Consider the following 26,156-nt stretch of genomic DNA (forward strand, 5'->3'; position numbering starts at 1 on the left):
CGGGCAGCGGGCCTACGGAGTGGGGTGCCGCCGACCGGGCGGTCGCTACCGCGCGGGGGCGGCGCTGACCGGGCGCCCGGCGCGGGACACGGCGCGGGCGAAGACGGCCGCGTCGTGCACGGCCGCCCCGCCCGTGTCGTTGTTGAAGTACGCGTAGACCCGCGCCCCGGCCGGCCAGGTGTCCCGGATCCGCCGCGCCCAGGTGTCCAGCGCCCGGCGCCCGTAGTGCGGGGCCGGCCGGGCGAGGCCGCCGTGGAAGCGCACATACCCCCACCCGGTGGTCCGCCACAGCGGGGTGACCGGGCGGGAGCCGGAGTCGGCCCAGCACAGCGCGGCCGCGCGGCGCTCCAGCACCGCGCGGATCTCCTCGGTCCACCAGGAGGTGTGCCGCGGTTCGACGGCCACCCGCGTCCCGGCGGGGAAGCAGCGCAGACAGCGGTCCAGCAGCTCGCCGTCGGCCCGCAGCGTGGGCGGCAACTGGAGCAGCACCGGCCCCAGCCGGTCGCCGAGCCCGGCCGCGTGCGACATCAGCCGCGCCACCGGCTCCTCCGGCTCGCGCAGCCGCTTGATATGGGTCAGGTACCGGCTCGCCTTGAGCGCCATCACAAAGCCCTCGGGAAGGCGCTCCCGCCAGGTGGCGAACTGGTCGTACGAGGGCAGCCGGTAGAAGGCGTTGTTGCTCTCCACCGTGTCGAAGGCATAGGTGTACTCCTCGAGCCACAACCGCTGCGGACAGCCCTCCGGGTAGAGCTCGCCGCGCCAGTCCCGGTACTGCCATCCCGAGGTGCCGACCAGGACGGTCATGCCTCGCCCGGATGCCAGGGCGGCCACTGCCCGGGCCGGTCCTCCCAGTGGACCTGGGCCGGGTCGTCGAGGTCGATATCGGGGAAGACCTGCCGGACGCGCGGCTCGAACTCCTCCGGTTCGAGTGGTTCGCAGCCCAGGCCGCGCAGCCGCACCCGCCGGTAGCGGCTGTCGGCGTCGAATGACTCGACGAAGACGGGGTATCCGGACTCGCCCGGGCCTGTGGCGTTCTCCATACCTCCAGGGTGCCGGAGTCCGCGGCATTCGCGAGCCCTGGCCGTCGGCCGGGGGCCGCCGGTTTGCGGACGGGCGAATCGTCGGCTTGATTCGTAACCGTCGGATCGCTTCGCGGAAGAGTCCTGAGCAGCGGGGGTGAGTCCATGATCTTCACCGACCGGGTGGACGCCGGGCAGCGCCTCGGCGAGGCGCTGCGCCCCCTGGGCGACGCCGAACCGGTCGTGCTCGGGCTGCCGCGGGGCGGGGTGCCGGTGGCCTTCGAGGTGGCCCGGACGCTCCATGCGCCCCTGGACGTGATCATCGTCCGTAAGCTCGGCGTCCCCTTCCACCGGGAGCTGGGGTTCGGCGCCATCGGCGAGGGCGACGTACGGGTCGTCCATGAGGCGATCGTCCGGATGAGCCGGGCCGACCAGGAGGACCTCGCCGAGGTGGAGCGGACCGAGCGGGAGGAGCTGGCCCGCAAGGCGCACCGGTTCCGCCAGGGCCGCTCACGGGTCCCGGTCGAGGGCCGGACCGTGATCGTCGTGGACGACGGCATCGCGACCGGCGCCACGGCCCAGGCCGCCTGCCGGGTCGCACGGGCTCAGGGAGCCGCCCGGGTGGTCCTCGCCGTGCCGGTGGCGCCGCCGGACGCGGTCACCACGCTGCGCGAGGACGCGGACGAGGTGGTGGCCCTCTCCACCCCCTCGGACTTCGCGGCGGTGGGGGAGTGGTACGAGGACTTCTCCCAGACCGCGGACGACGAGGTGGTGGAGTTGCTGTCCCGGTCGACTGGAGAGACGGGTGAGGCGCATCCTGGAAGGTGACGCAGGAGGTGATCGCGATGGAGACGATCGTGGGATGCGACATTCAGATGGAATTCCGTGAGATCGGCCCGCTGACCGAAGCGGTCGTCCGGCTGAGGATGCACGACGGCACCGAGATGCTGGCTCAGGGCCGTGCCAACCGCAACCCCGAGGACCCGTCACAGCCGAGGGTCGGCGAGGAGATCGCGGCGGCGCGGGCACTGACCAATCTGGCGCACCGGCTGATCGGCAAGGCAGGTGGCGACATCGAGGAAGTCACCCACTCCAAGGCACATTTGTTGATCTGAGGCGGGGCTGAGGCCCGTTGAGGCGGAGGGCGTCCGCCGCGGTGGTCCACCGCGGGCGGAGGCTCATGCGCGTCTGCGCGCGTTTCCGCATACAGGCGCCCGCCGGTTCAGTGGCGCTCGCCGGTTCACTGACGCCCCCTGTTCAGTGGCGCCCGAGGGTGAGCCGCTGGCCGGGGCGGATCACATCCGGGTCGGCGCCGATCACCTGGCGGTTGATCTCGTAGAGCCGCTCCCAGCCGCCCGCCACGTTCTCCGTGTCCGCGATCGCGGAGAGGGTGTCACCGCGGACGACCGTGTACGAGGCGGGCTGAGGGTGCGCCTTGGCCGGGGGCTCGGGCACGGCCTTCGGGACGATGAGGAGCGGCTGCGCCTTCTCGGCCGTGACGGTCTTGACGGTGGTGACGGCCGGGGCGGGCGAGGTGGATGTGGTGGCCGAGGCGGCGTTCGCCTGGCCGATGCCGATGAGCGGCAGGGCGACACCGGCGCCGCCCGCGGTGATCGCGAGCGAGGCGCGGGAGACACGGTGGGGGCGGGGCCGGCGATGACGTCCTCGAGCGGCCATGGAGTCCTTCTTCCTGTCCTGGTACGGCAGTTGGCAAGTGCGATGGCTGCCGAACAGTAATCCCACGGTTCTGGCTGGGACAAGGCGTTCTGATGTTTGCGGTAGAGAATCCCATGTGAGGAATTGGCGCGCTGATGCGCTCAATGTGCCCGGACATAAGAGCCTTCAGGCGGGGAAGGGAGACCGAAGGGGGACGCACGGCAGACATCGGGGCACCCGACCTCGCGGCCGGTCCCCGGCAGATGGCTGACCTCGGGAGGTCGCTCATGAGTCAACGCAATGGCTCGACTGCTCGGCGTACGACGACATCGCGGTCCCGCTCGCTCCGGCCACCGGTCTTATGCGCGCTGCTCGTCGGCGCGCTGGCCACGGTCACCGCCTGCGGCAGCGACACCGGGGACGGGGACTCCGCACAGCGCGCCTCGTCCGTCACCTCCGCCTCCTCGGCCGCACCACCCTCGTCCCCGTCGGCCGACTCCGCCGACACATCCGAAGGCTCACGGAACGAGCGGCCCGCCTCGCACACCGTGCAGTCCCCTCCGCCCTCGGCGCACCCCGCCCCCTCGCACGCGCCCTCCTCACAGCCCGCCGCCGCCTCCGGAGCGCGCCGCGTCTGCTCCAAGACGCAGTTGACGCTGGCGGCCGGCCGGGTGGATGTGGGCGCCGGCAATGTGTATCTGCCCCTGGTGTTCACCAACAAGGGCGCCACGACCTGCACTCTCACCGGATATCCCGGTGTCTCGCTGCTCGATTCCACCGACACGGCGATCGGCGCCCCCGCCACCCGACGCGGCCCCACGCACGCCCCGATCACCCTGCCGCCCGGCGGCAGCGCCTCGGCCGCCCTGCACACACTGAACGAGGGCATGACCGACACCCCGTGCCGGCGGGCCGCCGCGCGGATTCGTGTCTATCCGCCGGATTCCTTCGACGCGATGAAGATCTCGGCGCGGTCGTTCCGGGCGTGCGGAGGCGTGTTCGAGGTCGAGGCGATGCAATCCGGAACGAGTGGATGACACCGGCATATCAGGGGGGCTCCCAGGCATGTGTAAGTGACCGAAAATCTTGACAAGGCAGGCTCCGACTGGCCGTGTTCACTCTTTCGCAATCAAAAGGGGTAGGACACCATAGGGATGCCTCGTATGAGCCGTTGGGGAGCGTCCGGAGGGGGGACCGTGTCATGGAGCGGGTCGCGACCGAGGTCGAGACAGAGCTGCTGGACCTATCGGGGGCGACACTCGAAGACCTCGAGCGGCACAAAGGGCTTTCCGCGGTGACGGAGCGGCTGCTCGACATCGTCCAGTACCCGCCGACGGTCAGCGGCAACTCGTCGACGTCGGAAGGCTGTGGGCCATCAGTTAGTCGGCTATGACGTCCTCCGCCATGCAGGGTCTTAATCATCGTTTGTCGGTGAGGTGTTTCGCCGAGTTGGCGCGGGGTTCGGGTGGCCCCTCCACCGTGGCCGAACTGAGGTCGGGGCAGCGCAGCCGGGCCATGCTGCTGCTGCGAGCCCTGGTGGACATCGCCTCCGCGCACCCCGCCCTGCCCGGCTCCCTTCCCCCGCCCCGGGACGCCTGGCACCTGCTGATCCGGGCCGAGAACCGCTCCCCGGCAGCCGTGGACAGGCTGCTGCTGCACCCTCCCACGGGCGTTTGGCTCAACCGCTGTCTGCGCAGGCTGCGCGGTATGGAATCGGGGGACGGGCCGCTGTGGAGCGCGGTGGGACATCTGCATGCCATAGCGGCCTCGGCCGCTCTTCTCGCCGGAATCGACTTTCGCGGCGCCGTTCCGGCACGCGAGGGCGCGGTGATGTTGCCCGCCCTGGGACTCGCCCGCATTCCGGACACCACCGATGTCGCCGAGGTCGTCATGAACGACCGGAAGGCGGCGGTGTTATCCGGCTCCAATTCGGTGGCGCTGCCCGCCGACTTCTCCGAGGACGCTCCAGGTTGGCACGGTCTTCGGCGGCTGCGCGGAGAGCACGGGGGGATTGTCTGCGCCCCCCTTGTCGATGACCTCGACCCCTATCGCGACTTTCTCCGAATCCGAGAGCCGGAACGGCTCGAGGACGAAGAGTGGCAGGGCTGGCAGGAGCGATTCGACAATGCGTGGCGGCTGGTCTCGGAGCAGCGCCAGGTGGACCCGCGGGGAATCGGCGCCTGTCTGGCCTCCGTCGTGCCGGTGCCGTATGCCGCCTGGCCCGAACCGTTCAGCGCCTCATCGCCGGAGGCGTACGGCTGTGTGCTGCTCAACGGGGCCATGGACCCGCTGACCTTCGCCGCCGCGCTGGTGCACGAGGCCCAGCACATCAAACTCAGCGCCCTGATGGACTTGGTGCCCCTGATCGAAGGGGGCCTGGAGGAGATCCACTACGCGCCCTGGCGGCTGGACCCCCGACCGCTGCGCGGACTCCTCCAGGGGGTGTACGCGTTCATGGGCGTGACCGGATTCTGGTGGGACCGGGTGCGGCGCGCCGAGCCCGGACCGGCTCGGGACAGCGCCGCGTTCGAGTTCGCGCTGCGGCGGGCACAGACCGCCTCGGGTTTGCGCACGCTCCTCGCTCACGCCGAACTGACGCCCCGGGGCGCGGAGTTCCTCAACCGGCTGGGAGAACGCCTGAGGCTGTGGCTGGCGCAGCGGGTGCCCTCCCTGCCGAAGCGCCTGGCGTCCGATCTGATCGACGACCACCGGCTCGTCCACCGCATGCGCCACCTGTCGGCGGACCCGGAGCCGACCGCCCGGTGGGCACGGGCCTGGCGGGAACGGACCGATCCTCCCGAAGAGCCGCCCGGGACCTCCGTCCGGCCGACCCGCCCCGAGGCACCGGCGCGCCCCGCGCTCGCCCGGCTCCGGCTCGGGGATCCGGCGGGGTTCGCCCGGCTGTGCGAGGACCGGGGAGAGGGGCTGCCCGGGGGTGGTGACGCCCCCGACCAGGCCGACCTCGACTGGGCCGCGGGGGACCCAGTGGCCGCGCTGCGCGGCTACCGGGCCCGCCTGCGAGCGGACCCGGACGACATCGCGGCATGGGCGGGGCTCGCGCTCAGCCTGCCGGACGGCGCGGCCAGGACGACGCTGCTGAACCACCCCGAACTGGCCCTGGCCGTCCACCGGGAACTGCGCACCGCGCCGGAGGCGAGTCCCGATCCGGTGGCTCTTGCGCGGTGGATCGGGACGCGTACACCCGGGTGAGCGGAGCGCGGCACGGGCCCCGTGAACGGAGCCGCGGACGGCGGCTCAGATGGAGATCGGCTCCACATCGCAGTCCGCCCGGATGCCACGGGCCGCCGCGACCGTCGTCGGGTGGTTGGCCGTCAGCACCCGGCGCAGCCGGCCGAGCGCGTCCTGGTGCAACTCCTCCGCCTGCCTGCCCTCGCCCAGCGCGCGCAGATCCCCCGACAGATTGACCGCACACGCGAGGGTGGTGGGATGGTCCTCACCGAGCCGGGACCGGCAGGTCGCCAGGGTGGTGGTGTCCAGGTCGCGGGCCTCCTGGTAGTCCGCGAGGGTGTAGTGGTCGCTGGCCATGTTGATGGCACAGGCCAGCGCCGTGGGGTGGTCGGCTCCCAGCCGCTCGACGAGCACCGGCAGCGTCTGCTTGTTCAGCGCGAGCGCCTCATCCATCTCGCCCAGCAGCCGCAGCGTCACGGCGAGGTCGGTCGCCGCGCCCAGCGTCGCCGGATGCCGTTCCCCCAGCAGGACGCGCATCTCGTCGAGGCATTTGCGGCCCAGCTCACGGGCGCCCTCCAGATCGGCGGTCTGCCGCAGATCCATCGAGAGGGCCAGGGCCGTGATGGTGATGTTGAGGTTGGGCTCGGTGTAGCGCAGCCGGTAGCGCTCCAGCACCTCCCGGCTGAGGTCCAGGGCGCCCTCGTGGTCGCCCGCCTTACGACGCGCCACGGCGAGGTTGCGCAGGGCGTAGACCCCGATGGGCGCGTTCTGCGGGAGCGCTTGGCGGGCGCGGGCGCAGGTCTGCTCCAGCATGTCGCGGGCGGCCGGATAGTTACCGCCCTCGCGGATGTCGATGGAGAGGTTGGCCTCCACCAGGATGGTGAGCAGGGCGTTCTCACCGAGCACCAGACCGGCGGTGCGCCGGGCGTCCTCGTCCAGTTGCCGGGCGCGTTCGTAGTCCCCCACCGCGCGCAGTGCCAGGGCGTAGTCGTTCGCCGAGCCGATGGAGTACGGGTCCTCGTCCCCGAAGAGCCGCAGAGTCCTGGTCCAGCGGTCCTTCTCCAGCTCCACGTAGCGCGCGTAGTCGCCCTGGTAGCGGGTGTCGACGGCGACCGCGCCCTGAGTCACCAGGGTGTTCTCGTGGTCGTCGCCGTCCTTGGCGCGCTGGAGCTCCAGCGTCCGGCGGTTGAGCTCCCGGGCCTCCTTGAAGTGCCCGAGCACGGTCAGGACATGGCCCAGGGTCCGGGAGACGGCCAGCGTCTCCGCACTGTCCTCGCCGAGCGTCTCCACCCATTCCCGGCGCACCTGGGTACCGAGCTCGAGCGCACCCTCGTGATCCCCCCAGATATAGAGGAAGCGGACCAGGTTACGCACCATCTGCCGCACCCATTTGTCATCGCACTCCATCGCGCGTGACGCCCGGACATGGGAGAGGAGGTCGGCGTACCGCCCCCAGTTCGGGGGAGCGACGTCGTTCGGGTCGCCGAACGCCAGCAGCACATGGGCGCTGTGGCGCATATCCGCCTGCTGCTGCGTGGACATCTGGCCGATCAGCACGGCCTGCACCAGCCGGTGCATTTCGATCGTGTTGCTGCGGTGATTGATTTTGATCAGGGCGTAGCGGTTGATCTCACGGATCGCGTGGCCGAGCTTGATGGGGTCCTGGAGCACCTCAGACAGCTCGGGGGAGAGGGAGACCCCGCGCACGCCGGAGAAGAGCCGCCGGGAGATCGGCTCGGGCGCGAAGAACGAGCACATCTGGAGAAGTTGGAGCGCACCCGGATGGGTTTCGGCCAGTCGGCGCAGCGACATGTTCCAGGCGGCGGCGACCGGTTCGGGGTAGTCCACCGGAACGCCCGCCGCCAGCAGCTCATTGCGGCGGGTGGAGACATCGGCCCGCTCGTCCTCGAAGACCTGAAGGTATTCGTCGACCGGCATACCCGTTTCGGTGAGCCAGGCCGCCGCCTGCTCGATGGCCAGCGGAAGGTCCCCCAGGGCGTCGGCGACCCGGTCGGCCTGATCGCGCGGCAGCTCCGGCCCCCGGCGGCGCAGCAGCTCGATGCTCTCCTCCCGCTCGAAGACGTCCACTTCGACCGTGCGGGCGGCGCGCGACCACTGGGCGTTCCTCGAGGTGACCAGGATCCGGCCCGGCCCGCCCGCCGGGAAGAACGGCCGCACCGTCTCCAGTTCCTCGGCGTTGTCGAAGACCAGGAGCCAGTTGCGGCACGGGCGTCCGGTGCGCAGCGCGTCGAGCACGCTCGGCACGGCCGTGTTGGCCTCCATGCCCGCGCGCAGTCCGAGCCGGTCGGCGAGCTGCACCAGCGCCTGGCGGATCTGCTCCGGGCGCTCCGCCGGGATCCACCACACCGCGTCGTAGTCGGCGGAGTGCTGATGGACGTACTCCAGCGCGATCTGTGACTTGCCCACCCCGCCCAGCCCATGCAGCGCCTCGGGCAGCACGGCGGCGGTGCCCTCGCTCCTCAGCCGCTCGTGGAGAGTGTCGAGCAACGTCTGCCGCCCGGTGAAGTTGTTGTTCCGGGGCGGTACATTTCCCCAGATGGACGGGGGTTCCCCGGCCTGGCGCTCCTCCACGGCGGGCAGGGACCGGGCAGCGGTCACGGACACGAATGTTCCTCTCAGATGCTCCGCCGCCGGGCCCGGCGTGCCGTGCGCCGGCGGGGATGGTGAATCGTCGGCCTCGGGTTGCGGATCAGGTCGGGGAGTCGTGGAGTACGTCATGTCAACCGCCTCGGAGTCCACATATTTTCCCCTGTGTAATGCGCCTTCAACTGGATCTGGTCGGCTTTCCCCCGAGCGGGCGAGCGCTTGATGAGCCAGGACCAGGGCGCGAAAGGAGCGCGCGCCCTCCAGGTACGGGCCGGAAAGCGCTTGGTACACCTGCTCCTGAAGGCGGATGTACGGCAGCAGGCGCTCCGTGTTGGGAAGGTCGCGCACCGAGCCGGAGGGGTGGTTGAGCAGATCGCGGAGCATCAGCAGCGGCTTCCAGCGGCGGCCGAGCCGGTCGAGGACGCTGCCGAGGATGTACAGCGACTCGTCCCGCATCCCGGCGGACAGCAGCAGTTCCCGTACCCCCTCGTGGAACTCGTAGCCGATGCCCGTCTCGTCCAGCGGGTCGGCGGTCCCCACCTTGCGCAGCAGTCCGCCCAGCAGGACCTCGGCCAGATCGCCGGGGCTGCCCTCCGGCTGGTGGATCCCCTGCACGAACTCCATCACGGGAATGTTCAACGGCGCGGCGGCCAGCCGGGACGCCAGCCGGAAGGCGCTCGGCGAGGCGGTGGCGCGGAACCGGAAGACGCGGTCCCAGGCGCTCGGTTCGGGCTCGGGCTCCCAGCGCTCGGCCGGCGCCCCGGGCAGCAGCGCCATCGTGTCCTCGCCGCGCGCCGACGGGCGGGTCACCAGCCGTGCCCAGTTGGCCATCCACCGCGCGTCCAGCTCCAGCACCGGGACCGGTGGTGCGCTGTCCGGCCAGGAACCGCCGTCCGCCCGCCGCCAGGTGCCATTGGGCGCGCCCGCCTCGGGGACCCGCACCCGCACCCGCTCCGGCGCCACACCGGTGTGGTGCCAGCGGCCCTGGCGTAAGACGTGCAGCACGGCGACCGAGGCGTGCCGCGCCCAGTGGGCCAGCGCGCGCTGGGCGCTCTCATCGGCCCAGGCCGCGCCGATGCCGTCGGTCAGCACCAGCACCGTCCGCTTGCCGCGCGGCGGCATCCCGGCGACCGGCGACCGGTCCTCGGATAATGGATGGTCGGTGTTCAGCCGGTGCACCCGCACATCCCGGAACGCGCCGGTGCGTCGCAGCACGGTGGCCAGATGCTCGGCCGTCCGCCGCCACACCACCATCGAACTGCCGCGGTCCACCACCAGAACCGCGTCCATCCAGCGCTCGCGCACCGGCACACAGGTGGGCACCCACAGTCCCTCGCGCGCCGCGTGCTCGGCCGTGGCCTCCTCGTCGATCTCCGTCTCGACCAGCGAGGGCGAGGTGCGCTTGAGCGGCCGCAGCGCCCGGGACAGGGCGCGCTCGGGCAGCGGCCGCTCGGAGACGGGCGCCCGGCGCGCGGGCACGAATGCTTCCGCGAGGGTCACCGGCTCCGCGTCCCCGGGCGGTGCGGGGACGCCGAGCAGCTCCACGGGGAGCAGCGGCTCCGCGGCCGCGGGCCCGGCCTCGGGCTTGGACGCGGGGCGCTCCCCTTCGCGGTCCTGCCGTGGCTCGTCGGACGGCTCGTCACCGGGCGGCGGGGCGTCCGCCTCCGGTGTCCCCGGAAGGGGTCCCGGGTCCGGCCGTCCGGGGCCCGGGTCCGTTTCGGCCTTGCAGACCGCCAGCCACAGGGCGTCGGCGAGCTGCCGCCAGTCGAGGTCCCGAGGGCCGGGCCCGGCGGACCGGCCGCCTGGGTGATGTGTCATGTCGAGCCTGCTGCACTGTCCAGCCGGTGCCAGACGGCCTGCAGTAGCTCCTCCCACTCGGGCCCCGGTACATGTGACTGGGCCGTCACCAGATACACCGCGTTGAGCAACTGGTCGGCGGCGAGGCCGCCTTCGCGCTCGCTGCGCTCGAGGAACATCTGGATCAGCTCCCGCGCGCGTGGATCGTCGGCCCGTCCCAGATGCGCGGCCACGATCGCGGCGAGCCGGTCCGCGTCCGGGTCGGGCAGCCGGAGCTGGAGACAGCGCCGCAGGAACGCGGGCGGGAAGTCCCGTTCGCCGTTGCTGGTGATGACGACGACGGGGAAGGCGCTGCACCGCACCCGCCCCGAGGCGATGACGGTACTGCGCTCCGGATCGTCGGTGAGGACCGATACGGCCGGGCGGCGTCGGCGGATGCGCACCAGCTCGGGAATGGAGTACTCGCCGGCCTCGAAGATGTCGAGCAGATCATTGGGCAGATCGATATCGCTCTTGTCGAATTCGTCGATGAGCAGGACGCGCGGCAGACGGTGCGGGAGCATCGCGGTGCCCAGCGGCCCGAGTTGGAGGAAGTCGCCGATGTCCTCCGGTCCGGGTTCGTGCGTGTCCCCCTCCGACGCCTGTCCGGCCGCGGCGGCGTGCACACGGCCGACGGCATCGTAGCCGTAAAGCCCGGCCCGTAGGGTGGATCGCGTCGTGATCGGCCAGCGCAGCACCCGGCCCAGGCCCAGCTCCCGGCTGATGCGGTACGCCAGCGTCGACTTGCCGGTGCCCGGGCGGCCCGTCACCAGAAGGGGACGTCTGAGGATCAGCGCCGCGTTGACGAGATCGGCCTCCTCGGGGTCGGAGCGCACGCCCAGGGGTGCCGTGCCCAGCCGCCGGGCGGTGTCCTGCTCGTCCTCCGGCGGCGCCGGGGGCTCGGTCGGAGGGTCGTCCCGATCCGATAACGCGCCGGGCAGGCCCTCGCCGTCGGACGGGCAGGCCGAGACCCCGCCGAAGGTGCGCCACGGGGGCGGCGGCGGAAGGATCTCCTCCAGGCTTACGTCGTGGAGCGGGCGCCCGGTGCCCTGGTAGATCCACCAGGGGCGCGGTATCCCGGACGGCAGGGCACCGGAAGCGGACCCCGAGTCCTGCTGGACCCGTCCGTTGTGCCGCCGCGCAGGCTCTCCGTCGCTCATCGACCACCTACCCCGTCGTCCGGCCCCGTCATGCGCCCAAGAGGTTCCACCGGTCGGGTTGGGTCGTCCCAAACGAGCACCACATGTTGCCCGAGGTGATGCTCCCCCTCCGCGGAGCCGATCGTATGGGCGTCCAGACGTAACTCTGTCACGGCTTCGCGGAGCCGTGCCAGGTTCCCGGTCGGCTCGGCCTGTTTTTGTCTCAGTTGCTGGACGAAGCAGGGGTCACGGGGCATCCGGCCGTCCCAGGCGACCACCGGGATCCCGGCCCGCCAGGCGGTCAGCACCTCCGAGTTTCCCTCGGGGGTGGCCCCCGGGGGCGAGTTGAGGATCAGGGCGACGACCTGGGGGTCGGCCTTGAGCCGGGCGAGCAGGGCGGTGGTGTCGCCGGAGCGCGGGCTGTCCGGGTCCTCGCCGTCCACCACGAGCTGCTTGGCGCGCTCGGGCTGCTGGTCGAAGACGTTCCAGCGCTGCTTCCACTCGCGGTGCCAGCGTCTGGTCCGGCTTCGCTCCAGGCTCCGTACGACCACCGGATAGCCCCCCATGTACAGCGGGATGGGGGACTCGCTGTCGAGCTCCAGACGCCAGCGGTGGACCGGCAGATTCAGGTCATCCGAGTCGAGCATGAACTCGACATGGATCGCCCCGGCGTCGTCCCACTCCTCCGCGGCCTCGTACACCAGCGTCTGGACCGCCCGTTCCGCGGTCTCAGAGGTGACCTGGGTGACCGGACCGCGGGCGGGATGCCAGCCGGACGGGTCGTATTGGTGCCAGGACGAGAGCTCGTAGCACCCTGCCTCCTCCTGCGGCAGCAGCCGGATCACCAGATAGGCGTCCACCGGCCCGGCCGGGGCGGCATGTCCCACCTGCTGCCGCAGCGACCGCAACTGTGGCGTCAGGCCCAGCTCCCGGGCCCGCTCATCGGCCCATTCGCGCAGCGCGTCGGCGCGCTCGAGCGGACGCGCCGCCGCCGCGAGGTACTCCACGAGGGCGAGCCCCGGCGGCAGCCCGCCCGGCTGCGCGTTCATCCGGCTCAGCACCTCGAAGGCGTGCCAGGGGCCGGTGACCGCGGGGATGTCCTGGAGCGGGCCCGCCGCCGTACGGCACAACTGGCCCAACTGCTCGATCTCCAGCTCCTCCAGCAGCGACCGCAGCTTCGCGGCGGCGGTCTCGGGCAGTGCCGGACGGGCCGTCATCTGCTCCATGACCGAGTCGAGCCGCATCATGGCGTCCTCGTCGGCCGCCGCCATCACCGCGAGGGACGCGCGTAGCGCGTGCATGATCCGCACGTTTTCCAGGCATTCGCGGGCCAGTTCCACCAGGAAGTAGTCGGTCACTCGGTGGACGCGCACGGGAACGCTGGTCATCTCCAGCTCCATGGCGACCAGATCCAGACACAGCGTGCGCAGATCCGGATCCGTCAGACAGCGGAACTCCTTCAACGCCGTGACGAGGTTGCCAACCGATTTCAGGCCACCTTCCCCCATGGCCGCCATGCTGTGCCCTCCCCCGAGGCCGCATCACCGGTCCCCGCCGCCGATGATCCCGCCGGAGACCCTGCCACACGCGGGCGCCAACCGCTCGGACTCCGGGACAAGTTGTTTTCCCCGCGAGGTCCGCCTGACACCCCCTGGGTGATTATGTCCAGGGCACGGTCCCCGAGCCGGGCGGGCCGTGCCGCGGCGGGGACATGTCCCGCTGGTGGACCGAGGGAGCACGCGCCCGTAAGGCGGAAGGCGCTCCTCCCCAGGGGGCCACCTGGACGATTCCGGCGACGTGGCGTGCGGGACGGCCTTCCGCCGTGGCCCGGGGAGGGTGCGGGCCCCGCGCGCGGGCGGCCCTGGGTTCGGCACCCGCCGGGTCGGGAGGGTGAGGAGGGTCACTGTCCGGGATGACCTCCCCATCCGAGCTCCTCGACCCGCCGGGCGAGTTCGGCTGCCGCCGGATCGTCCGGGGCGAGCACCGCGACCACCTCCACCAGCTCGCCCATCGCATGCCGCGCCTCGCAGGTGCGCAGCAGGGACAGGGCTTCCGCGCGGCTCGCCGAGTGACGGCCCACCGCGGTGCCCACGGTGGGCAGCTCGTCGAGCAACTGCTGCCAGCGGGCGGGGGAGGTCATCCCGGACACGGCCAGCAGGGTGTCCGCGAGACCGCCGAGGTCACGGATCGTCAGCTTGCGCGGACGGGGGGTCTCGGGCCGCGTTTCGGCGGCGGGAGACCGCGTGCTGGTGGCGAGTGACGGTGTACCTTGGGCAAGGGACCGCGTATCGGCGTCGAGGGACGGCGTACCCGAGGCAAGGGACCGCGTATCGGCGTCGAGGGACGGCGTACCCGAGGCAAGGGACCGCGTGTCGGCGGCGAGCGGGCGGGCTGTCGCGGCGTCCGCCGCCGCCCGGGCCTGCGCCGCCACCGGGATCCGGCCGATCAGTTCGAAGGCGAAGGCGGCCGCGTGCCGGGAGGCCACCGGCTGCCAGCGCTCGTCGTGCGCCTCGCCCTTGTCCCCGAGCAGATCCGAGATGCCGCGGATCACCAGCGCGTCCAACTGCTGATTGACATACGCGCCCGCGAGGAAGCCGAAGCCCTCCATGTCCACCGCGAGCGCGTCCCCCGCACTGGCCGCGAGCCTCAGCCCGGCATCCGAGCGGTGATGCGCCACCACCCGGCCCCCCGCCGCGAGCGGCTTCACATGGGCGCGGGGGCGTGGCACGTCGTCCCCCGGGCGGATCCGCCGCTGCCACGCGTCGCCCGCCGCCACCAGCCGGGCCAACTGCACCAGCCCGTAAGCGGACTGATGGGACTTCTGCCGGGGCAGAAACCCCGACTCGGTGTCCTTACCGGTCTCGTAGTCGTAGACCGCGTCGGCGGCCACCACATCGCCCAGCGCGACGTCCTTGACGCCGCCCGCGACCCCCACGAACAGCACCGCCCGGGGCGCGAAGAGCGCCGCGGCCCGCTCGACCGAGGCCGCGGCGCCCGGATTCCCCGGCCCCGTCATATGGATGGCGACCATCCGCTCACCGGACCCGTCGCCAAACACGCCCAGTTCGAAGAGCGCGCCGCGCTCCGCGTCGACCGGGCGCGGGTCCTCCAGATGGGCCCGGACCGCCCGGTACTCGACCTCCAGCGCGGTCAGCACCACCACATCGGCCCGCGCCGTCCCGCCCTTGCCCGCAGCGCCCATGGATCCCCCCTAGGACAGCTTCCGTCGACACCTTATGGATGCGATGCACCTTATGGGCCTCATGCGTCAGGGGCGGTGCAGATCCGCGTACAGCACGATCTGCACCCCCAGGACGGTGATCAGCGCCACCTCCGCCACCGACACCACCAGCAGCACCGCCCGCACCGGCTCCGAGGCCCAGTACACGACGAGGGCGGCCATCGGCGCCACCGTGAACAGCAGCAGATCGGCCGCCAGTTGCAGCCGCTTGCGGGAGATCCGGCGGCCGTCGTCGCGGTGGGCCCGCTCCCAGCCGAACACCGGTGGCCGGCCCGGCACCAGCGCCGCCAGCCGGGGCCCCAGATCCTCCCGGACATACCGCCCGATGGCCGATATCTTCTCGTCGTTGACCAGATACGCCCAGCCCAGCAGGGCCGACGCCGGGGGCAGCAGCAACAGCAGCTCCGGACGTCCATGGCTCTGGAGGGAGAAGGTGATGATGGCCGCCATCGCGGCGAGTGTCGCGTAGAGCAGATTGTCGCGGAACCCGATCCGCGCCCGCTGTTCCTCCTTCACCTGCTCGTACTCCAGGATCAGCAGCCTGCCCGTGACCGCCTCGCCCTCGGCGCTGTTGTCTCGCGTCACCGTTGCCCCCTCCGCGACCGATGACCGGCTCCCCTGTGACCGGCCCCCTGGTGACTGTTTCCGCCCCTACGCCTGGTCCATTCCCCTACGCCTGGTCCATTCCGTACGCGCGCAACTTCCGGTACAGCGTGGCCCGGCCGATGCCCAGGGACTCGGCGGCCCGCACCTTGTTGTCCCCGTGGCGGCGCAGCGCCTCCAGGATCGCCGTGCGCTCCGCCCGTTCCATGCCGCTCAGCCGGCGGGTGGCCGGTGGCACCCGCAGTCCGTACGGCAGCTCCTCGCGCCGCACCGGCCCGGTGGCGCGGCGGCGCTCGGCCACCTCCCGTACGACATGGGCGAGTTCGGCCACATTGCCCGGCCAGATGTGCTGCTCAAGCGCCCGGTGCGCGTCCAGGCTCCAGGTCAGCGGGGGACGTCCGGGGGAGGGGCGCCGGGCGAGGCCCGCCAGCAGCGCCGGGATGTCCTCGACCCGCTCGCGCAGCGGCGGCAGCGTCACCGAGCGGGCCGAGAGGATGTCCAGCAGCCGGCTCAGACACGGACCGGTCCGCGCCCCCGGGGTGTGCGTCGCCACCAACGGCACCGCGGGCCGCCCCTCCAGCAGCGAGAGCAGCGCGGCCACATCGGACTGGCCCAGCCGCTCGGCGTGGCGCAGGAGCAGCGGCGGCGCGCCGCCGTCCCCCTCCGCGAGCGCGCGGCACCAGCCCGGGACCTCACCGGCCACCTGCTCGGCGGCGTCGACCAGACGTGGTGCCGCCGCGCCCCGGCGGTCGAGCAGGGCGCGGGCCAGCGCGGTCTTGCCCACGCCCGGCTCGCCGATCAGCAGCAGGGGCTCGGCGGCCCGCGCCAGCTCCGTCGCCCGGGAGACGGCCACCCGCCAGGGCGGGGAGGTGCCGACGAGCCCCGGGAGCCGGTCATGGCCCGGCCGTTCCGCCGCCCGCGCCCGCCGGGCCGCCGGGCACACGGTGGCGACGGCCCCGATGACCTCGCCCCCGTGCACCACGTGCGTCATCCTTACGGTGAGCCCGGGGACGTCCGGTACGGCGATCTCCTCCGGCGTCCCGGAGCGCACGCCCTCCGGTCCCGCGTCCGCGTCTTCCGGTCCCGCGTCCGCGCCCTCCGGTCCGGCGTCCGCGTCCCTGAGGAGGGCCGTGGCATGCCGTTCCAGCCGCGCCAGCGTCTCCTGCGACAGCAGCCGCGCCGCCTCCGGGCTGACGAGGCGGCTGCTGCCGTCGAGCGCCACCACGGCCGCCCCGTCGGCCCGCTGACGCAGATACGCGTCGAGCAGCACCCGCTCCGGCGGGCGCGCCCGGCCCAGCAACTCCGTCTCGACGGCGTGCGCGGTGGCCTCGGCGACCGCCGCGGCCGGATGGCCGGTGCGGCCCTCGCCCAGCGGGGTCACCACGGTGATGGTGCCTGCCGGGCGGCCCGCCGTCGGCTCGTACAGCGGAACGCTGACCGCCGACACCTCCTGCCACAGGTCGAGGAAGTGCTCCGGGCCGTGGACCTCGGCCCGGCGCCCGGTGCGCAGCGCGAGCGCGGCGCTGTTGTGCCCGACCGCCTGCTCCGACAGATCGAGACCGGCCACATCGGGGGACGTGCCGGTGTAACGGCCGCCGGCCGACCACAGCGCGCGGCAGCGGGAGTCGACCAGCACCAGCCCCATCTCACCGCTCAGCGTGGGCGCCACGCGGTCCAGCGCGGGGCGCGCCGCGGCCAGCAGCGGTGAGTCCTCGGGCGGCCGGACCCTGGGCGGGGCCACCAGATCGCGCGGTACGCCGAAGAACCGCGCCCGCCGCCAGGCTTCGGCGAGGTCCTCGGGGACCCCGTCGCCCGGTGGCCGTCCGCTGAGGAACCGGTCGCGCGCCCGGCGCAGCGCAGAGAGGGCCGAGTCGGCGGGGGTGTCATCGGTGGTCGTCACAGCCACGCCACCGTATACGTCGCCGGTGTTTCGAAATGAGACACCTCGGGGCCCGGGTTCTGGAACAAGATCACCAATGGTCGATCGCCGGTCGCGAACGGGCCGCAAGGCGTCAAGGCCGATCGCTGTTGGCCGGTCGCCGGTCGCCGGGAGACCGCCGATCGTCAGCAGATCGCCCATCACCCGGAGAGGAGCCCTTCAGCAGTGGAGACCGTCGAGACCGACGTCCTGGTCGTGGGCAGTGGCCCCGCCGGAGCCGCGACGGCGCTCGCCTTGAGCACCTACGGCGTGCCCAACGTCATGGTCACCCGGTACGGAAGCCTGGCGGACACGCCCCGCGCGCACATCACCAACCAGCGCACCATGGAGGTGCTGCGCGACCTCGGCGTCGAGGACCAGGTCACCGCCCAGGCCACGCCGCAGCCGCTGATGGGCAACACCGTCTTCTGCACCAGCCTCGCGGGCGAGGAGCTGGGACGGCTGCGCTCCTGGGGCAACGATCCGCTCGTCCAGGCCGCCCATGAACTGGCCAGCCCCAGCCGGATGTGCGACATGCCCCAGCACCTGATGGAGCCCGTGCTGGTGAACGCCGCGGTCTCCCGGGGCACCGCGCTGCGCTTCCACACCGAGTACCTCTCCCACGAGCAGTCGGACGACTCCGTGACCGCGCTGGTCGAGGACCGGCTGCGCGGGGACACCTACCGCGTCCGGGCCCGCTATCTGGTCGGCGCGGACGGCGGACGCAGCCGTGTCGTGGAGAACGCCGGGCTGCCCACGGTCGGCCGGATGGGCGTCGCGGGCAGCCTCAACATCGTCTTCGAGGCGGATCTCACCGAGCTGACCGCCCATCGCCCCTCCACCCTCTACTGGGTGCTGGCCCCCGGCGCGACGGTGGGCGGCATCGGCGCGGGCCTGGTGCGCTGTGTGCGCCCCTGGACCGAGTGGATGGTGGTGTGGGGCTACGACCTCGAGGCGGGCCCGCCGGACCTCACCGAGGAGTTCGCGCGGTCCGTGGTGCACCGGCTGCTCGGCGACGACACGATCCCCGTGCGCATCACCTCGACCTCCGCATGGACCGTCAACCATCTGTACGCCGAGACCTACGCCGACCGGCGGGTGCTGTGCGCGGGCGACGCCGTCCACCGCCATCCGCCGTCCAACGGGCTCGGCTCCAACACCTCCATCCAGGACGCGTACAACCTCGCCTGGAAGCTCAAACTGGTCCTCGACGGTACCGCCGCCCCCGCCCTTCTGGACACCTACTCCGCCGAACGGGCGCCGGTGGGGCGGCAGATCGTCGAGCGGGCCAATCGGAGCATCGGTGAGACCGCGCCGGTTTTCGAGGCGCTGGGTGTGCTCGTCACCTCCGACACCGAGCAGATGTGGCGCAATGTCGACGCCCGTAAGGCCGCCACGCCCGAGGGCGCGAAGCAACGGCAGGGGCTGCGCGAGGCCATCGCGGCCAAGGTGTACGAGTTCAACGCGCACGGTGTGGAGATGAACCAGCGGTACGTCTCGGACGCCATCGTCCCAGACGGCACCCCCGACCCCGGTTTCGGCCGCGACCCGGAGCTGTACCACCAGCCCAGCACCCGCCCCGGCGCCAAGCTGCCGCATGCGTGGGTCGTCCGGGGCCGTGAGCGGCTGTCCACCCTCGACCTCGGTGGCCACGGCCGGTTCACCCTCTTCACCGGCATCGGCGGGGACTGCTGGGAGGAGGCCGCCGCGGCGGCCCGTAAGGAACTCGGCATCGAGCTCGTCACCGTCTCCATCGGCCCCGGCCAGGAGTACGAGGACCCGTACGGCGACTGGGCCCGGCTGCGCGAGATCGGCGACTGCGGGGCCCTGCTGACCCGCCCCGACAACCACATCGGCTTCCGCCATCCCGAAGTGTCCCCGCACGCGGGGAAGTTGCTGATCGGGGCGGTACGGAAGATCCTCGGCCACGGCTGACACCCACCCCCCCGGGCGCGGCGAGCCCGACCTGGGGCTCCATCATGGACGCGCCCACATCCTCAGAGAAACCGTTAGTGAGATGACTGCAATGCCCCTCGCCCTGCTCCGGCGCATGCGCACCAAGCGTCCGGACCGCGGACCAGGACTCAGGATCCCCCTGCCCGTGGGTGCCGGAGCCTTTAGCTGCGAGGTCCTGGACCCAGTCGGCCAGGCCCTGGGCGGCGTGGAGGTCACCGTCACCGAGACGCGTGGCGCCGCCCGTACGGTGGCCAAGGCCACCACCGATCCACACGGCCTGTTCCTCGCCACGCTCGAGCCGGGGCAGTACACCGTGCTGCTCACCGGAAGCGGGTTGCAGCCCAACCGCCTCACCGTCGACATCGCCCACGGCCAGAGCGAACCGCCCCGCCGGGTGCAGATGGAACCCTCCCAGCAACTGGAACTCCCCCCGCCGGGCACCTGGCTCTTCGACCCGCCGCACACCGCGATCCGCTTCATCGCCCGCCACGTCGGCATGGCCAATGTGCACGGCCGCTTCACCCGCTTCCGGGGCGGCATCCACATCGCCGAGCGGATGGAGGACTCCCGCGTCGAGGTCGTCATCGACGCCTCCAGCATCAACACCGGCAACAACACCCGCGACAACCACCTGCGCTCGGCCGACTTCCTCGACGTCGAGAACTTCCCGGAGATCCACTTCGCCAGCAACCGCTTCACCTGGCGCAGCGGACCCAAGTGGACCCTCCAGGGCCCCCTCACCATGCACGGCGTCAGCCGCTCGGTGACCCTGGACACCACCTACCTCGGCGCCGTGAACGGCGGCTACGACCAGGAACTGCGCTGCGCCGCCCTCGCCACGGCGGAACTGCACCGCGAGGACTACACCCTTAACTGGCGCAACATGCTCGCCCGCGGCATCGCCGTGGTCGGCCCCACGGTCAAGCTGGAGCTGGACATCCAGGCGATGTACCGCAGCCACGACACGCCGACGCCGCCCGAGTAAGCCGTCACCCGGCGCCACCCGGCGTCACCCGGCAGGCGATGGGGCGGGCTTCGCGACCCGCCCCATCGCCGTGTCGGATCACCTGTAGAAGACGGCGACGCCACCGTGATGCGAGCACGCGCCCTGGTGGTGGGCGGCGTAGGAGTAGGTCCCGTCGTTGCAGAGTGCCGTGGCACCGCTGCTCGATCCGCCCGTACTGCTGGCCGAGGACCCGCCGGACGACGAGTCGTCCTCGGCGCTCTTCGTCGCCTTGGGCGCGGGCTTGGGCTTCGGCTTCGGCTTCGCGGTGACGGTCTTGGTGACCGTAACGGTGGGGGTCGGTTCGGCGGTGTCCTTCACCCGGACGGGTTACCGGGCGTCACGGGCCCGTGAGCGCATAGATTTGGGCTCACCCACCGAACGACGAAGGCGGTTGATCCCATGAGCCTGTACGACATTCCCCTGCACACCCTTACCGGCGAGCCGACCTCTCTCGGTGCGCATCGGGGCGCGGCGCTGCTGGTGGTCAATGTGGCGTCCAAGTGCGGTCTCACCCCGCAGTACGAGGGGCTCGAGCGGCTCCAGCAGCGCTATGCCGAGCGCGGGTTCACCGTGCTGGGGGTTCCCTGCAATCAGTTCGCCGGGCAGGAGCCGGGGACGAGCGAGGAGATCCAGACGTTCTGCTCGACGACCTACGGCGTGTCCTTCCCGCTGCTGGAGAAGATCGATGTCAACGGTGAGCAGCGGCATCCGCTCTACGCCGAGCTGACGCGGACGCCGGACGCGCAGGGCGAGGCGGGGGATGTGCAGTGGAACTTCGAGAAGTTCCTGATCTCGCCGGACGGCGAGGTCGTGGGCCGGTTCCGGCCGCGCACCGAGCCGGAGGCGGAGGACGTCGTCGCCGCGATCGAGGCGCAGTTGCCGCGGTGAAAACGACGGCGGGCGAGGGGCCACCGGCCCCTCGCCCGCCGGGTCGACCGGGTACCCCGGCTCAGCCGCGTTCCGCGGCGAACGCGGTCAGCCACGCCAGCGGCGCGTTCCAGTTGATCGCCACCTCATTGGTGGAGTACGAGCCGATGTCGTCGATGTAGCACGCCGCGGGCGCGCAGCCCGGGAGCTTCTCCTGTGCCACCGGGTCCTCCAGCCCCGCGTTGGCGCCGCCCGCGATCGATCCGGCGGGCGGGTTCGGCAGCGAGGCGTCGTACTGATGCGCCCAGAAGCGGTGGTGCTGGTTCTGCGTGGCGTGCTCGCCGTAGCCGGTGACATACGACTGGCCGAGTGCGTTGCGGCCGAGCAGATAGTCCAGCGTCTCCAGCGCCCCGGTGCGGTAGCGCCGCTGCTTGGTGAGCTCGTAGGCGATGGCCATGACGGTCCCGTTGTTGGCCACCTGGCCGTTGGAGCCCCACACATAGCCGTCCGCCGGCAGCGGCACCCCGTAGCCCTGGCCGGCCATCGTGCTCAGTTGCCCATCGGCGGCGGAGACCACGGAGGCGCGGACGCGGGCGAGGTCGGTGGCGGGCAGGCGGTTGGGAACGGTGGCCAGGACGATCCGGCCGAGGGGCGCGGTGTCCTGCCAGCCGAAGCCGAACGGGGTGAACACATCGCTCGCGGTGTGGTACGGCGAGGAGGTGACCGCGTCCCGGTACCGCGCCTCCCCGGTGGTCGCGTACAGCTCCGCGGCCGCCCAGTAGAACTCGTCACCCACCTCGCCGTCCTCGTACGCCCCGCCGCCGGTGGAGTCGGAGCCCGGCGCCAGCACATCGGGGTTCGCCTGCGCGGCGGCCCAGGCGCGACGCGCGGAGTCCAGGCAGCGGGCGGCGAAGGCGGCGTCGTACGGTGCGTAGACCCGGGCGCACTGCGCCGCCGCGGCGGCCAGGTTGAGAGTGGCGGCGGTGGACGGCGCGTGCAGCTCACGCGGCTCGGCGTCCTGCTCCGGACGGGTGGGCAGACCGGTCCAGGCGGCGTCATGGACCTTGTGGAAGGCCATCCCCGCCCGTGGCTTGCCCTCCGGGATCTGCATGCGCATCAGGAACTCCAGCTCCCAGCGTGACTCGTCGAGCACATCGGGGATCCCGTTGCCGCGCTCGGGGACGCGCAGCGTGGAGTCGCCGAGCGCCGCCGCATGCCCCGCGCGCTTCGCGCGTTCGAAGGAGTTGACGAGCTGCCAGACCGCGAGCCCGCCGTTGACCACGTATTTGCCCTGGTCACCGGCGTCGTACCAGCCGCCGCGCACATCCCGGGCGTAGTCGCACACCCCGCTGACGCAGGGCACGGCGGTGTCGCCCCGGTTGGGGGCGACCCCCAGATGGCCCGCCGGGCGCGCGTATGCCGTACCGGCCAGTGACGCCTCGATGGGGATACCGCTGCGCTGCTGGTAGAAGAAGGACATGGCGTCGGCGCGCAGCCCGTCGTAGAGGTCGGCGCGGATGTCGAAGGGATGGCTGGTCCGGCCGTCCACGGTGAGCGTGTAGCCGTTACCCGTCCCCTGGTACGAGGAGAAGTCCACCAGATGGGCCGACTGCCCGGAGGCGGCGTCCGCGCCCCGTACGGTGGTGCTGCCCGAGGCGGCGGTGCGGCCCGCGGCGTCGCGCAGTTGCCAGGGCAGGGCGGTGGCGCTCGCGCTCACGACGGTGGCGCGTTTGGGGCCGTCCGGCAGATACCCGAGCTGATTGACCTGGACGGCGGACGGGGCGGCGGAGGCAGCGGTCGGGGGCGCGGGCGCCGCGGAGGAGTCCGCCCCGGCGGGCGCGGACTGGGCGGCGATCAGCAGCAGTGCGCTGGTCAGCAGCGCGGTGGCGGCGCGCGCACCGCGCGGACGGGGTAACAGGGACACGGGCATGACGGATCCTCCTCGGACGGCGTGGACGATGTGGGGAGATGTGGGAGACGTGGGAGACATGGGAGCGCTCCCAATTTATGTAATGATGTGATCGCAGTGCGTCAAGGGACTGGACGGGTGCACGGGCCCGCACAAAACATTCCGTCCCCTCCGTCACATCGCACCCGGCCCATCCGTCAGCACGGTGTGGCCTGCGCCGGTGCGGTCCGCGACAAGGGGATGTGACCGATGAACGAGAACCACCTTCTGGCGGAGGGCTTCGAGGCCCACCGCGGCCATCTGCGGGCGGTGGCCTACCGCATGCTCGGCTCGCTGAGCGAGGCGGACGACGCCGTCCAGGAGGCATGGCTGAGGCTCAGCCGCTCCGACACCGCCGCGGTGGAGAACCTGGGCGGCTGGCTGACCACCGTCGTCGGCCGCGTCTGCCTGGACATGCTGCGCTCGCGCACCGCGCGGCGCGAGGAGCCGCTGGGGGTGCACCTCCCCGACCCGGTCATCAGCGGTGAGACCGGGCCGGGCCCCGAGGACCAGGCGCTGCTCGCCGACTCGGTCGGCCTCGCCCTGCTGGTCGTCCTGGAGACGCTGGCCCCCGCCGAACGGCTGGCCTTCGTACTGCACGATCTGTTCGCCGTACCGTTCGACGAGATCGCCCCCATCGTCGACCGCACCCCGGCCGCCGCCCGTCAGCTCGCCAGCCGCGCCCGCCGCCGGGTGCGGGGAGCGGCCCCGGTCCCCGACGCGGACCTGGCCCGGCAGCGCGAGGTCGTGGGCGCCTTCCTCGCCGCCGCGCGCGACGGCGACTTCGAGGGGCTGATCTCCGTACTCGACCCGGATGTCGTCCTGCGCGCCGACTACGGCCCCACGCCCGCCCCCGCCCCGCGCGAGGTGCACGGCGCGGCGGCCGTGGCGGACCAGGCGCTCACCTTCTCCCGCCTCGGCGGCAAGGGCCTCCTCGCCCGTCCCGCGCTCGTCAACGGGGCGGTGGGCGTGGTCAGCTCCCGCGACGGGCGGCCGTTCTCGGTGCTGGCCTTCACGGTCACGGACGGCAGGATCGTGGCGATCGACATCCTGGCCGACCCGCAGCGGCTGAGCGGGCTGGATCTGACGGTCCTGGACTGACGCCACCGGAGCCACCGGAGTCGGGGCCGAGGACCTTCGTTGTCTTCGGGGGCGTCGGGCTGTCAGGCGCGCAGGTAGGTGAGAACAGCGAGGAGCCGTCGGTGTCCCTGGCCGCCCAGGCGGAGGTCGAGTTTCTGGAGGACGCTGCTGACATGATCTCCGGGGATGACGCCGCCGTCATGCTTCAGGGGCTGGTCGACCTGGCGCGGGGCAAGTCCCCGACGGTGCGGACCCCGTTCGTCATGAAGGCCGACTACGCCCTCGCGGCGCTCACCCTGCTGGCGGTCGCCCTGGGCGTGCTCGGCGCCGTTCGAGCACGCCGCTGGGCACGGCGCGTGGCGGACGACCGCTGTGGCGCGTGGGCTTGCGCATGCTGCCCTGCGCCCTTCCCATTGTCCTTCTCGCCCAGCTCACCGACCTCGTCGGCCTGTTCATGAACCGTGAGGGGACACTGGCCCAGCTCATGTACATCTGGCCCGCCCTCGTCATCTTGTCGGCCACGGCAGCCTTGGCCTCGACCGCGGTGATCGCCGCGCGGTCGCTCGCCATGCTCCTGACCCGGAGGAAACAGCCGGCGTCCCGCGCCCAGGACGATCGGGTGGATGCGGAGCGGATATGCGTCGATGAGGCCGAGCGGTGACAGTGATTGGATCAACGCTCCGCTGCCCATGGCACGGCGGCCGGTCGCCGACGCGTGCGCGGCGGCCTGGTCCTCGCCGGGCTCCCCGGTCTGCTCGCACACCGCGCACTGTGTGGGCGGGTCCGCTCAGGTGAGGAGTTTCGCGAGCTGGGCCATCTCGGTGGGCGGGTCGATCACCGGCTGGATGAGGAGTTCGTCGATGCCGGCCTGTTCCAGGGCGGTGATGCGGGTGCGGAGGTCGTCGCGGGTGCCGACCAGGGCCAGGGTGTTCATCAGGGAGGGCAGGACCAGGTCGTGGTCCTGCGGTGCGATGCGTCCGCGGTAGTTGGGGTAGAGCTTGGTGTGCCGGTCCGGTGCGGTGGAGGTGGTGCCGCGCCGGTCGAGGAGCCGCCGCACCGCCTCGCCTTCCTCGCCGTGCCTCTCGGGGCCGACGCAAGGGTGGTGGCCCGCCGTTACTCCTCACCGTGACGGGCCAGGGTGCGGCGGGCCGTTGCCGCCATCGCCTCGTCGACCATCCGGCCCTCGAAGAGCACCGCCCCCGCCCCCTCGGCCTGGGCCCGCTCCACCGCCGCGATCAGCCGTTCACAGCGGGCCAGTTCCTCGGCGTCGGGTGCGAACACCTCGTTGACCACCGGCACATGGGACGGGTGGATCACCGCCATCCCCTCGTAGCCGAGGGCGCGGTTCTGCTCGGCGAAGCGCCGTAGCCCCGCGAGGTCCGCCACGTCCGCCCATAGCCCGGCCACCGGGTGGGGGCGGTCCGCGGCGCGTGCGTCGAGCAGTGCCCGGGCCCGCAGTTCACGGGTCTCCTCGCCCTCCGGGCTCCAGCGGTAGCCGATCGCCCGCTCCACATCCCCGCCCGGGGCGGTCACCGCGCCCAGGTGGGCGATCCGGGCGGCGGCCCGGCCGATGGCGTACGCCTCGCGCAGTCCGCGTGCCGTTTCCAGCAGCGGCAGCAGGGCGAAATGGCCCTCGGGCAGACCGTGTTCGCGTTCGCACCATGCCAGCAGCCGGTCGGCGGTCAGCACGTCCTCGGGGCCGCTCACCTTGGGCAGCGCGATGCCGTAGAGCCCGGGACGGGCCACCGCTCGCAGGTCGTCGGCGCCCTGCCAGCCCGTGGCCCGGTCCAGTGCGTTGATCCGTACGAGCAGCCGCATGGGAGCGGGCGTTCCGGCCGCCCGGTCGACAGCCTCGGCCACGGCCTCGCGGGCCGCCGCCTTGCCGTCCTCCGGGACGGCGTCCTCCAGGTCGAGGATGGCCGCGTCGGCGCCCGCCGCCTCCGCCTTGGGCAGCCAGTCGGTCCGACTGCCGGGCACGAAGAGCAGGGAGCGCAAGGGGACGCGCCGCGTCGTCATACCCGTCGGGTCCGTCACATCGGTCAGGCCCGTCACGTCCGTCATGCCCGTCGCGCCCGTAGCGCCCGTAGCGCC

22 protein-coding genes and 2 pseudogenes are annotated in these 26,156 nt (G+C 72.2%); 11 read left to right on the plus strand and 13 right to left on the minus strand.

Going from position 1 to position 26,156, the window contains the following annotated elements:
- Positions 1–45: 45 nt before the first annotated feature.
- Entirely contained in the window at positions 46–804 is a 759-nt protein-coding gene (locus ACK1X7_RS42175; protein ID WP_385141177.1) for a DUF72 domain-containing protein, read from the minus strand.
- Positions 801–1,040, minus strand: a complete 240-nt coding sequence (locus tag ACK1X7_RS42180) for a hypothetical protein (protein WP_059146070.1) — start codon at positions 1,038–1,040, stop codon at positions 801–803. The genes ACK1X7_RS42175 and ACK1X7_RS42180 overlap by 4 nt, the downstream gene beginning before the upstream one ends.
- Positions 1,041–1,184: 144 nt before the next feature.
- Between ACK1X7_RS42180 and ACK1X7_RS42185 the strand changes: the two are divergent.
- Positions 1,185–1,832, plus strand: a pseudogene (locus tag ACK1X7_RS42185) (phosphoribosyltransferase); the annotation flags it as partial.
- Positions 1,833–1,843: 11 nt separating this feature from the next.
- Positions 1,844–2,134 carry a DUF1876 domain-containing protein gene (locus ACK1X7_RS42190; protein ID WP_371834390.1) on the plus strand — a complete coding sequence of 97 codons (291 nt, stop codon included), beginning with the start codon at positions 1,844–1,846 and terminating at the stop codon, positions 2,132–2,134.
- A gap of 142 nt (positions 2,135–2,276) precedes the next feature.
- Here the strand turns inward: ACK1X7_RS42190 and ACK1X7_RS42195 are convergent, their stop codons facing one another.
- Positions 2,277–2,696 (minus strand): LysM peptidoglycan-binding domain-containing protein, encoded by a 420-nt coding sequence (locus ACK1X7_RS42195; protein ID WP_385141180.1) that lies wholly within the window; start codon positions 2,694–2,696, stop codon positions 2,277–2,279.
- A gap of 266 nt (positions 2,697–2,962) precedes the next feature.
- Between ACK1X7_RS42195 and ACK1X7_RS42200 the strand changes: the two genes are divergently transcribed.
- From ACK1X7_RS42200 to ACK1X7_RS42210, 3 genes are all read left to right on the plus strand, one after another.
- A complete protein-coding gene (locus ACK1X7_RS42200; protein WP_413116507.1) occupies positions 2,963–3,712 on the plus strand; it encodes a DUF4232 domain-containing protein in 750 nt (249 codons plus the stop codon).
- Positions 3,713–3,876: 164 nt separating this feature from the next.
- Complete coding sequence (locus tag ACK1X7_RS42205; RefSeq protein WP_385141185.1) at positions 3,877–4,068, plus strand: hypothetical protein; 192 nt, start codon at positions 3,877–3,879, stop codon at positions 4,066–4,068.
- 38 nt (positions 4,069–4,106) lie between these two features.
- Positions 4,107–5,885, plus strand: a complete 1,779-nt coding sequence (locus tag ACK1X7_RS42210; protein ID WP_385141188.1) for an HEXXH motif domain-containing protein — start codon at positions 4,107–4,109, stop codon at positions 5,883–5,885.
- A gap of 45 nt (positions 5,886–5,930) precedes the next feature.
- Here the strand turns inward: ACK1X7_RS42210 and fxsT are convergent, their stop codons facing one another.
- From fxsT to ACK1X7_RS42240, 6 genes are all read right to left on the minus strand, one after another.
- A complete protein-coding gene (gene fxsT / locus ACK1X7_RS42215; RefSeq protein ID WP_413116508.1) occupies positions 5,931–10,289 on the minus strand; it encodes an FxSxx-COOH system tetratricopeptide repeat protein in 4,359 nt (1,452 codons plus the stop codon).
- Positions 10,286–11,467, minus strand: a complete 1,182-nt coding sequence (locus ACK1X7_RS42220; RefSeq protein ID WP_385141193.1) for an AAA family ATPase — start codon at positions 11,465–11,467, stop codon at positions 10,286–10,288. Before ACK1X7_RS42220 ends, fxsT begins: the two co-directional genes overlap by 4 nt.
- Positions 11,464–12,963: an effector-associated domain 2-containing protein gene (locus tag ACK1X7_RS42225; protein WP_385141195.1), complete on the minus strand. Its 1,500-nt coding sequence runs from the start codon at positions 12,961–12,963 to the stop codon at positions 11,464–11,466. The genes ACK1X7_RS42220 and ACK1X7_RS42225 overlap by 4 nt, the downstream gene beginning before the upstream one ends.
- 383 nt (positions 12,964–13,346) lie before the next feature.
- Positions 13,347–14,648 (minus strand): effector-associated domain 2-containing protein, encoded by a 1,302-nt coding sequence (locus ACK1X7_RS42230; protein WP_413116509.1) that lies wholly within the window; start codon positions 14,646–14,648, stop codon positions 13,347–13,349.
- A gap of 66 nt (positions 14,649–14,714) precedes the next feature.
- Complete coding sequence (locus tag ACK1X7_RS42235) at positions 14,715–15,272, minus strand: hypothetical protein (protein ID WP_385141201.1); 558 nt, start codon at positions 15,270–15,272, stop codon at positions 14,715–14,717.
- Positions 15,273–15,357: 85 nt separating this feature from the next.
- Entirely contained in the window at positions 15,358–17,190 is a 1,833-nt protein-coding gene (locus ACK1X7_RS42240) for a sigma-54-dependent Fis family transcriptional regulator (RefSeq protein WP_413116510.1), read from the minus strand.
- 204 nt (positions 17,191–17,394) lie between these two features.
- Between ACK1X7_RS42240 and ACK1X7_RS42245 the strand changes: the two genes are divergently transcribed.
- Both ACK1X7_RS42245 and ACK1X7_RS42250 read left to right on the plus strand, forming a co-directional pair.
- Entirely contained in the window at positions 17,395–19,143 is a 1,749-nt protein-coding gene (locus ACK1X7_RS42245) for an FAD-dependent oxidoreductase (RefSeq protein WP_413116511.1), read from the plus strand.
- Positions 19,144–19,234: 91 nt separating this feature from the next.
- Positions 19,235–20,149 (plus strand): YceI family protein, encoded by a 915-nt coding sequence (locus ACK1X7_RS42250; protein ID WP_385141219.1) that lies wholly within the window; start codon positions 19,235–19,237, stop codon positions 20,147–20,149.
- A 78-nt stretch (positions 20,150–20,227) separates the two neighbouring features.
- Here the strand turns inward: ACK1X7_RS42250 and ACK1X7_RS42255 are convergent, their stop codons facing one another.
- Positions 20,228–20,488 (minus strand): DUF3761 domain-containing protein, encoded by a 261-nt coding sequence (locus tag ACK1X7_RS42255; RefSeq protein WP_385141210.1) that lies wholly within the window; start codon positions 20,486–20,488, stop codon positions 20,228–20,230.
- Between the two features lie 81 nt (positions 20,489–20,569).
- On the opposite strand from ACK1X7_RS42255, the gene ACK1X7_RS42260 reads away from it, so the two are divergent.
- Entirely contained in the window at positions 20,570–21,058 is a 489-nt protein-coding gene (locus ACK1X7_RS42260) for a glutathione peroxidase (protein ID WP_385141213.1), read from the plus strand.
- 61 nt (positions 21,059–21,119) lie between these two features.
- Here the strand turns inward: ACK1X7_RS42260 and ACK1X7_RS42265 are convergent, their stop codons facing one another.
- Entirely contained in the window at positions 21,120–22,967 is a 1,848-nt protein-coding gene (locus tag ACK1X7_RS42265; protein WP_413116512.1) for a glycoside hydrolase family 9 protein, read from the minus strand.
- A gap of 228 nt (positions 22,968–23,195) precedes the next feature.
- Between ACK1X7_RS42265 and sigJ the strand changes: the two genes are divergently transcribed.
- The 3 genes from sigJ (at position 23,196) to ACK1X7_RS42280 (ending at position 24,726) form a co-directional block, all read left to right on the plus strand.
- The gene (sigJ, locus tag ACK1X7_RS42270; protein ID WP_390794129.1) at positions 23,196–24,086 is read left to right on the plus strand and encodes an RNA polymerase sigma factor SigJ; all 891 of its coding nucleotides are present in this window, start codon (positions 23,196–23,198) and stop codon (positions 24,084–24,086) included.
- A 101-nt stretch (positions 24,087–24,187) separates the two neighbouring features.
- On the plus strand, positions 24,188–24,523 hold the full coding sequence (locus ACK1X7_RS42275; protein ID WP_385146599.1) for a hypothetical protein: 336 nt from the start codon (positions 24,188–24,190) through the stop codon (positions 24,521–24,523).
- Positions 24,524–24,549: 26 nt separating this feature from the next.
- Positions 24,550–24,726 (plus strand): hypothetical protein, encoded by a 177-nt coding sequence (locus ACK1X7_RS42280; RefSeq protein ID WP_413116513.1) that lies wholly within the window; start codon positions 24,550–24,552, stop codon positions 24,724–24,726.
- Positions 24,727–24,852: 126 nt separating this feature from the next.
- On the opposite strand, the pseudogene ACK1X7_RS42285 reads toward ACK1X7_RS42280, so the two are convergent.
- Positions 24,853–25,137, minus strand: a pseudogene (locus ACK1X7_RS42285) (LLM class flavin-dependent oxidoreductase); the annotation flags it as partial.
- 41 nt (positions 25,138–25,178) lie between these two features.
- Positions 25,179–26,126 carry an HpcH/HpaI aldolase/citrate lyase family protein gene (locus tag ACK1X7_RS42290; RefSeq protein ID WP_413116514.1) on the minus strand — a complete coding sequence of 316 codons (948 nt, stop codon included), beginning with the start codon at positions 26,124–26,126 and terminating at the stop codon, positions 25,179–25,181.
- Positions 26,127–26,156 lie beyond the last annotated feature (30 nt).

Origin of the sequence: Streptomyces sp. CY-1 (assembly GCF_047218265.1) — a bacterium.
Classification (GTDB): domain Bacteria; phylum Actinomycetota; class Actinomycetes; order Streptomycetales; family Streptomycetaceae; genus Streptomyces; species Streptomyces niphimycinicus.

Coding starts and splice junctions, on each gene's coding strand:
- ACK1X7_RS42175 (WP_385141177.1), bottom strand. CDS start 804: ATGACCGTCCTGGTCGGCACCTCGGGATGGCAGTACCGGGACTGGCGC.
- ACK1X7_RS42180 (WP_059146070.1), bottom strand. CDS start 1,040: ATGGAGAACGCCACAGGCCCGGGCGAGTCCGGATACCCCGTCTTCGTC.
- ACK1X7_RS42195 (WP_385141180.1), bottom strand. CDS start 2,696: ATGGCCGCTCGAGGACGTCATCGCCGGCCCCGCCCCCACCGTGTCTCC.
- ACK1X7_RS42200 (WP_413116507.1), top strand. CDS start 2,963: ATGAGTCAACGCAATGGCTCGACTGCTCGGCGTACGACGACATCGCGG.
- ACK1X7_RS42205 (WP_385141185.1), top strand. CDS start 3,877: ATGGAGCGGGTCGCGACCGAGGTCGAGACAGAGCTGCTGGACCTATCG.
- fxsT (WP_413116508.1), bottom strand. CDS start 10,289: ATGACACATCACCCAGGCGGCCGGTCCGCCGGGCCCGGCCCTCGGGAC.
- ACK1X7_RS42220 (WP_385141193.1), bottom strand. CDS start 11,467: ATGAGCGACGGAGAGCCTGCGCGGCGGCACAACGGACGGGTCCAGCAG.
- ACK1X7_RS42225 (WP_385141195.1), bottom strand. CDS start 12,963: ATGGCGGCCATGGGGGAAGGTGGCCTGAAATCGGTTGGCAACCTCGTC.
- ACK1X7_RS42230 (WP_413116509.1), bottom strand. CDS start 14,648: ATGGGCGCTGCGGGCAAGGGCGGGACGGCGCGGGCCGATGTGGTGGTG.
- ACK1X7_RS42250 (WP_385141219.1), top strand. CDS start 19,235: ATGCCCCTCGCCCTGCTCCGGCGCATGCGCACCAAGCGTCCGGACCGC.
- ACK1X7_RS42260 (WP_385141213.1), top strand. CDS start 20,570: ATGAGCCTGTACGACATTCCCCTGCACACCCTTACCGGCGAGCCGACC.
- ACK1X7_RS42265 (WP_413116512.1), bottom strand. CDS start 22,967: ATGCCCGTGTCCCTGTTACCCCGTCCGCGCGGTGCGCGCGCCGCCACC.
- sigJ (WP_390794129.1), top strand. CDS start 23,196: ATGAACGAGAACCACCTTCTGGCGGAGGGCTTCGAGGCCCACCGCGGC.
- ACK1X7_RS42280 (WP_413116513.1), top strand. CDS start 24,550: ATGTACATCTGGCCCGCCCTCGTCATCTTGTCGGCCACGGCAGCCTTG.
- ACK1X7_RS42290 (WP_413116514.1), bottom strand. CDS start 26,126: ATGACGGACGTGACGGGCCTGACCGATGTGACGGACCCGACGGGTATG.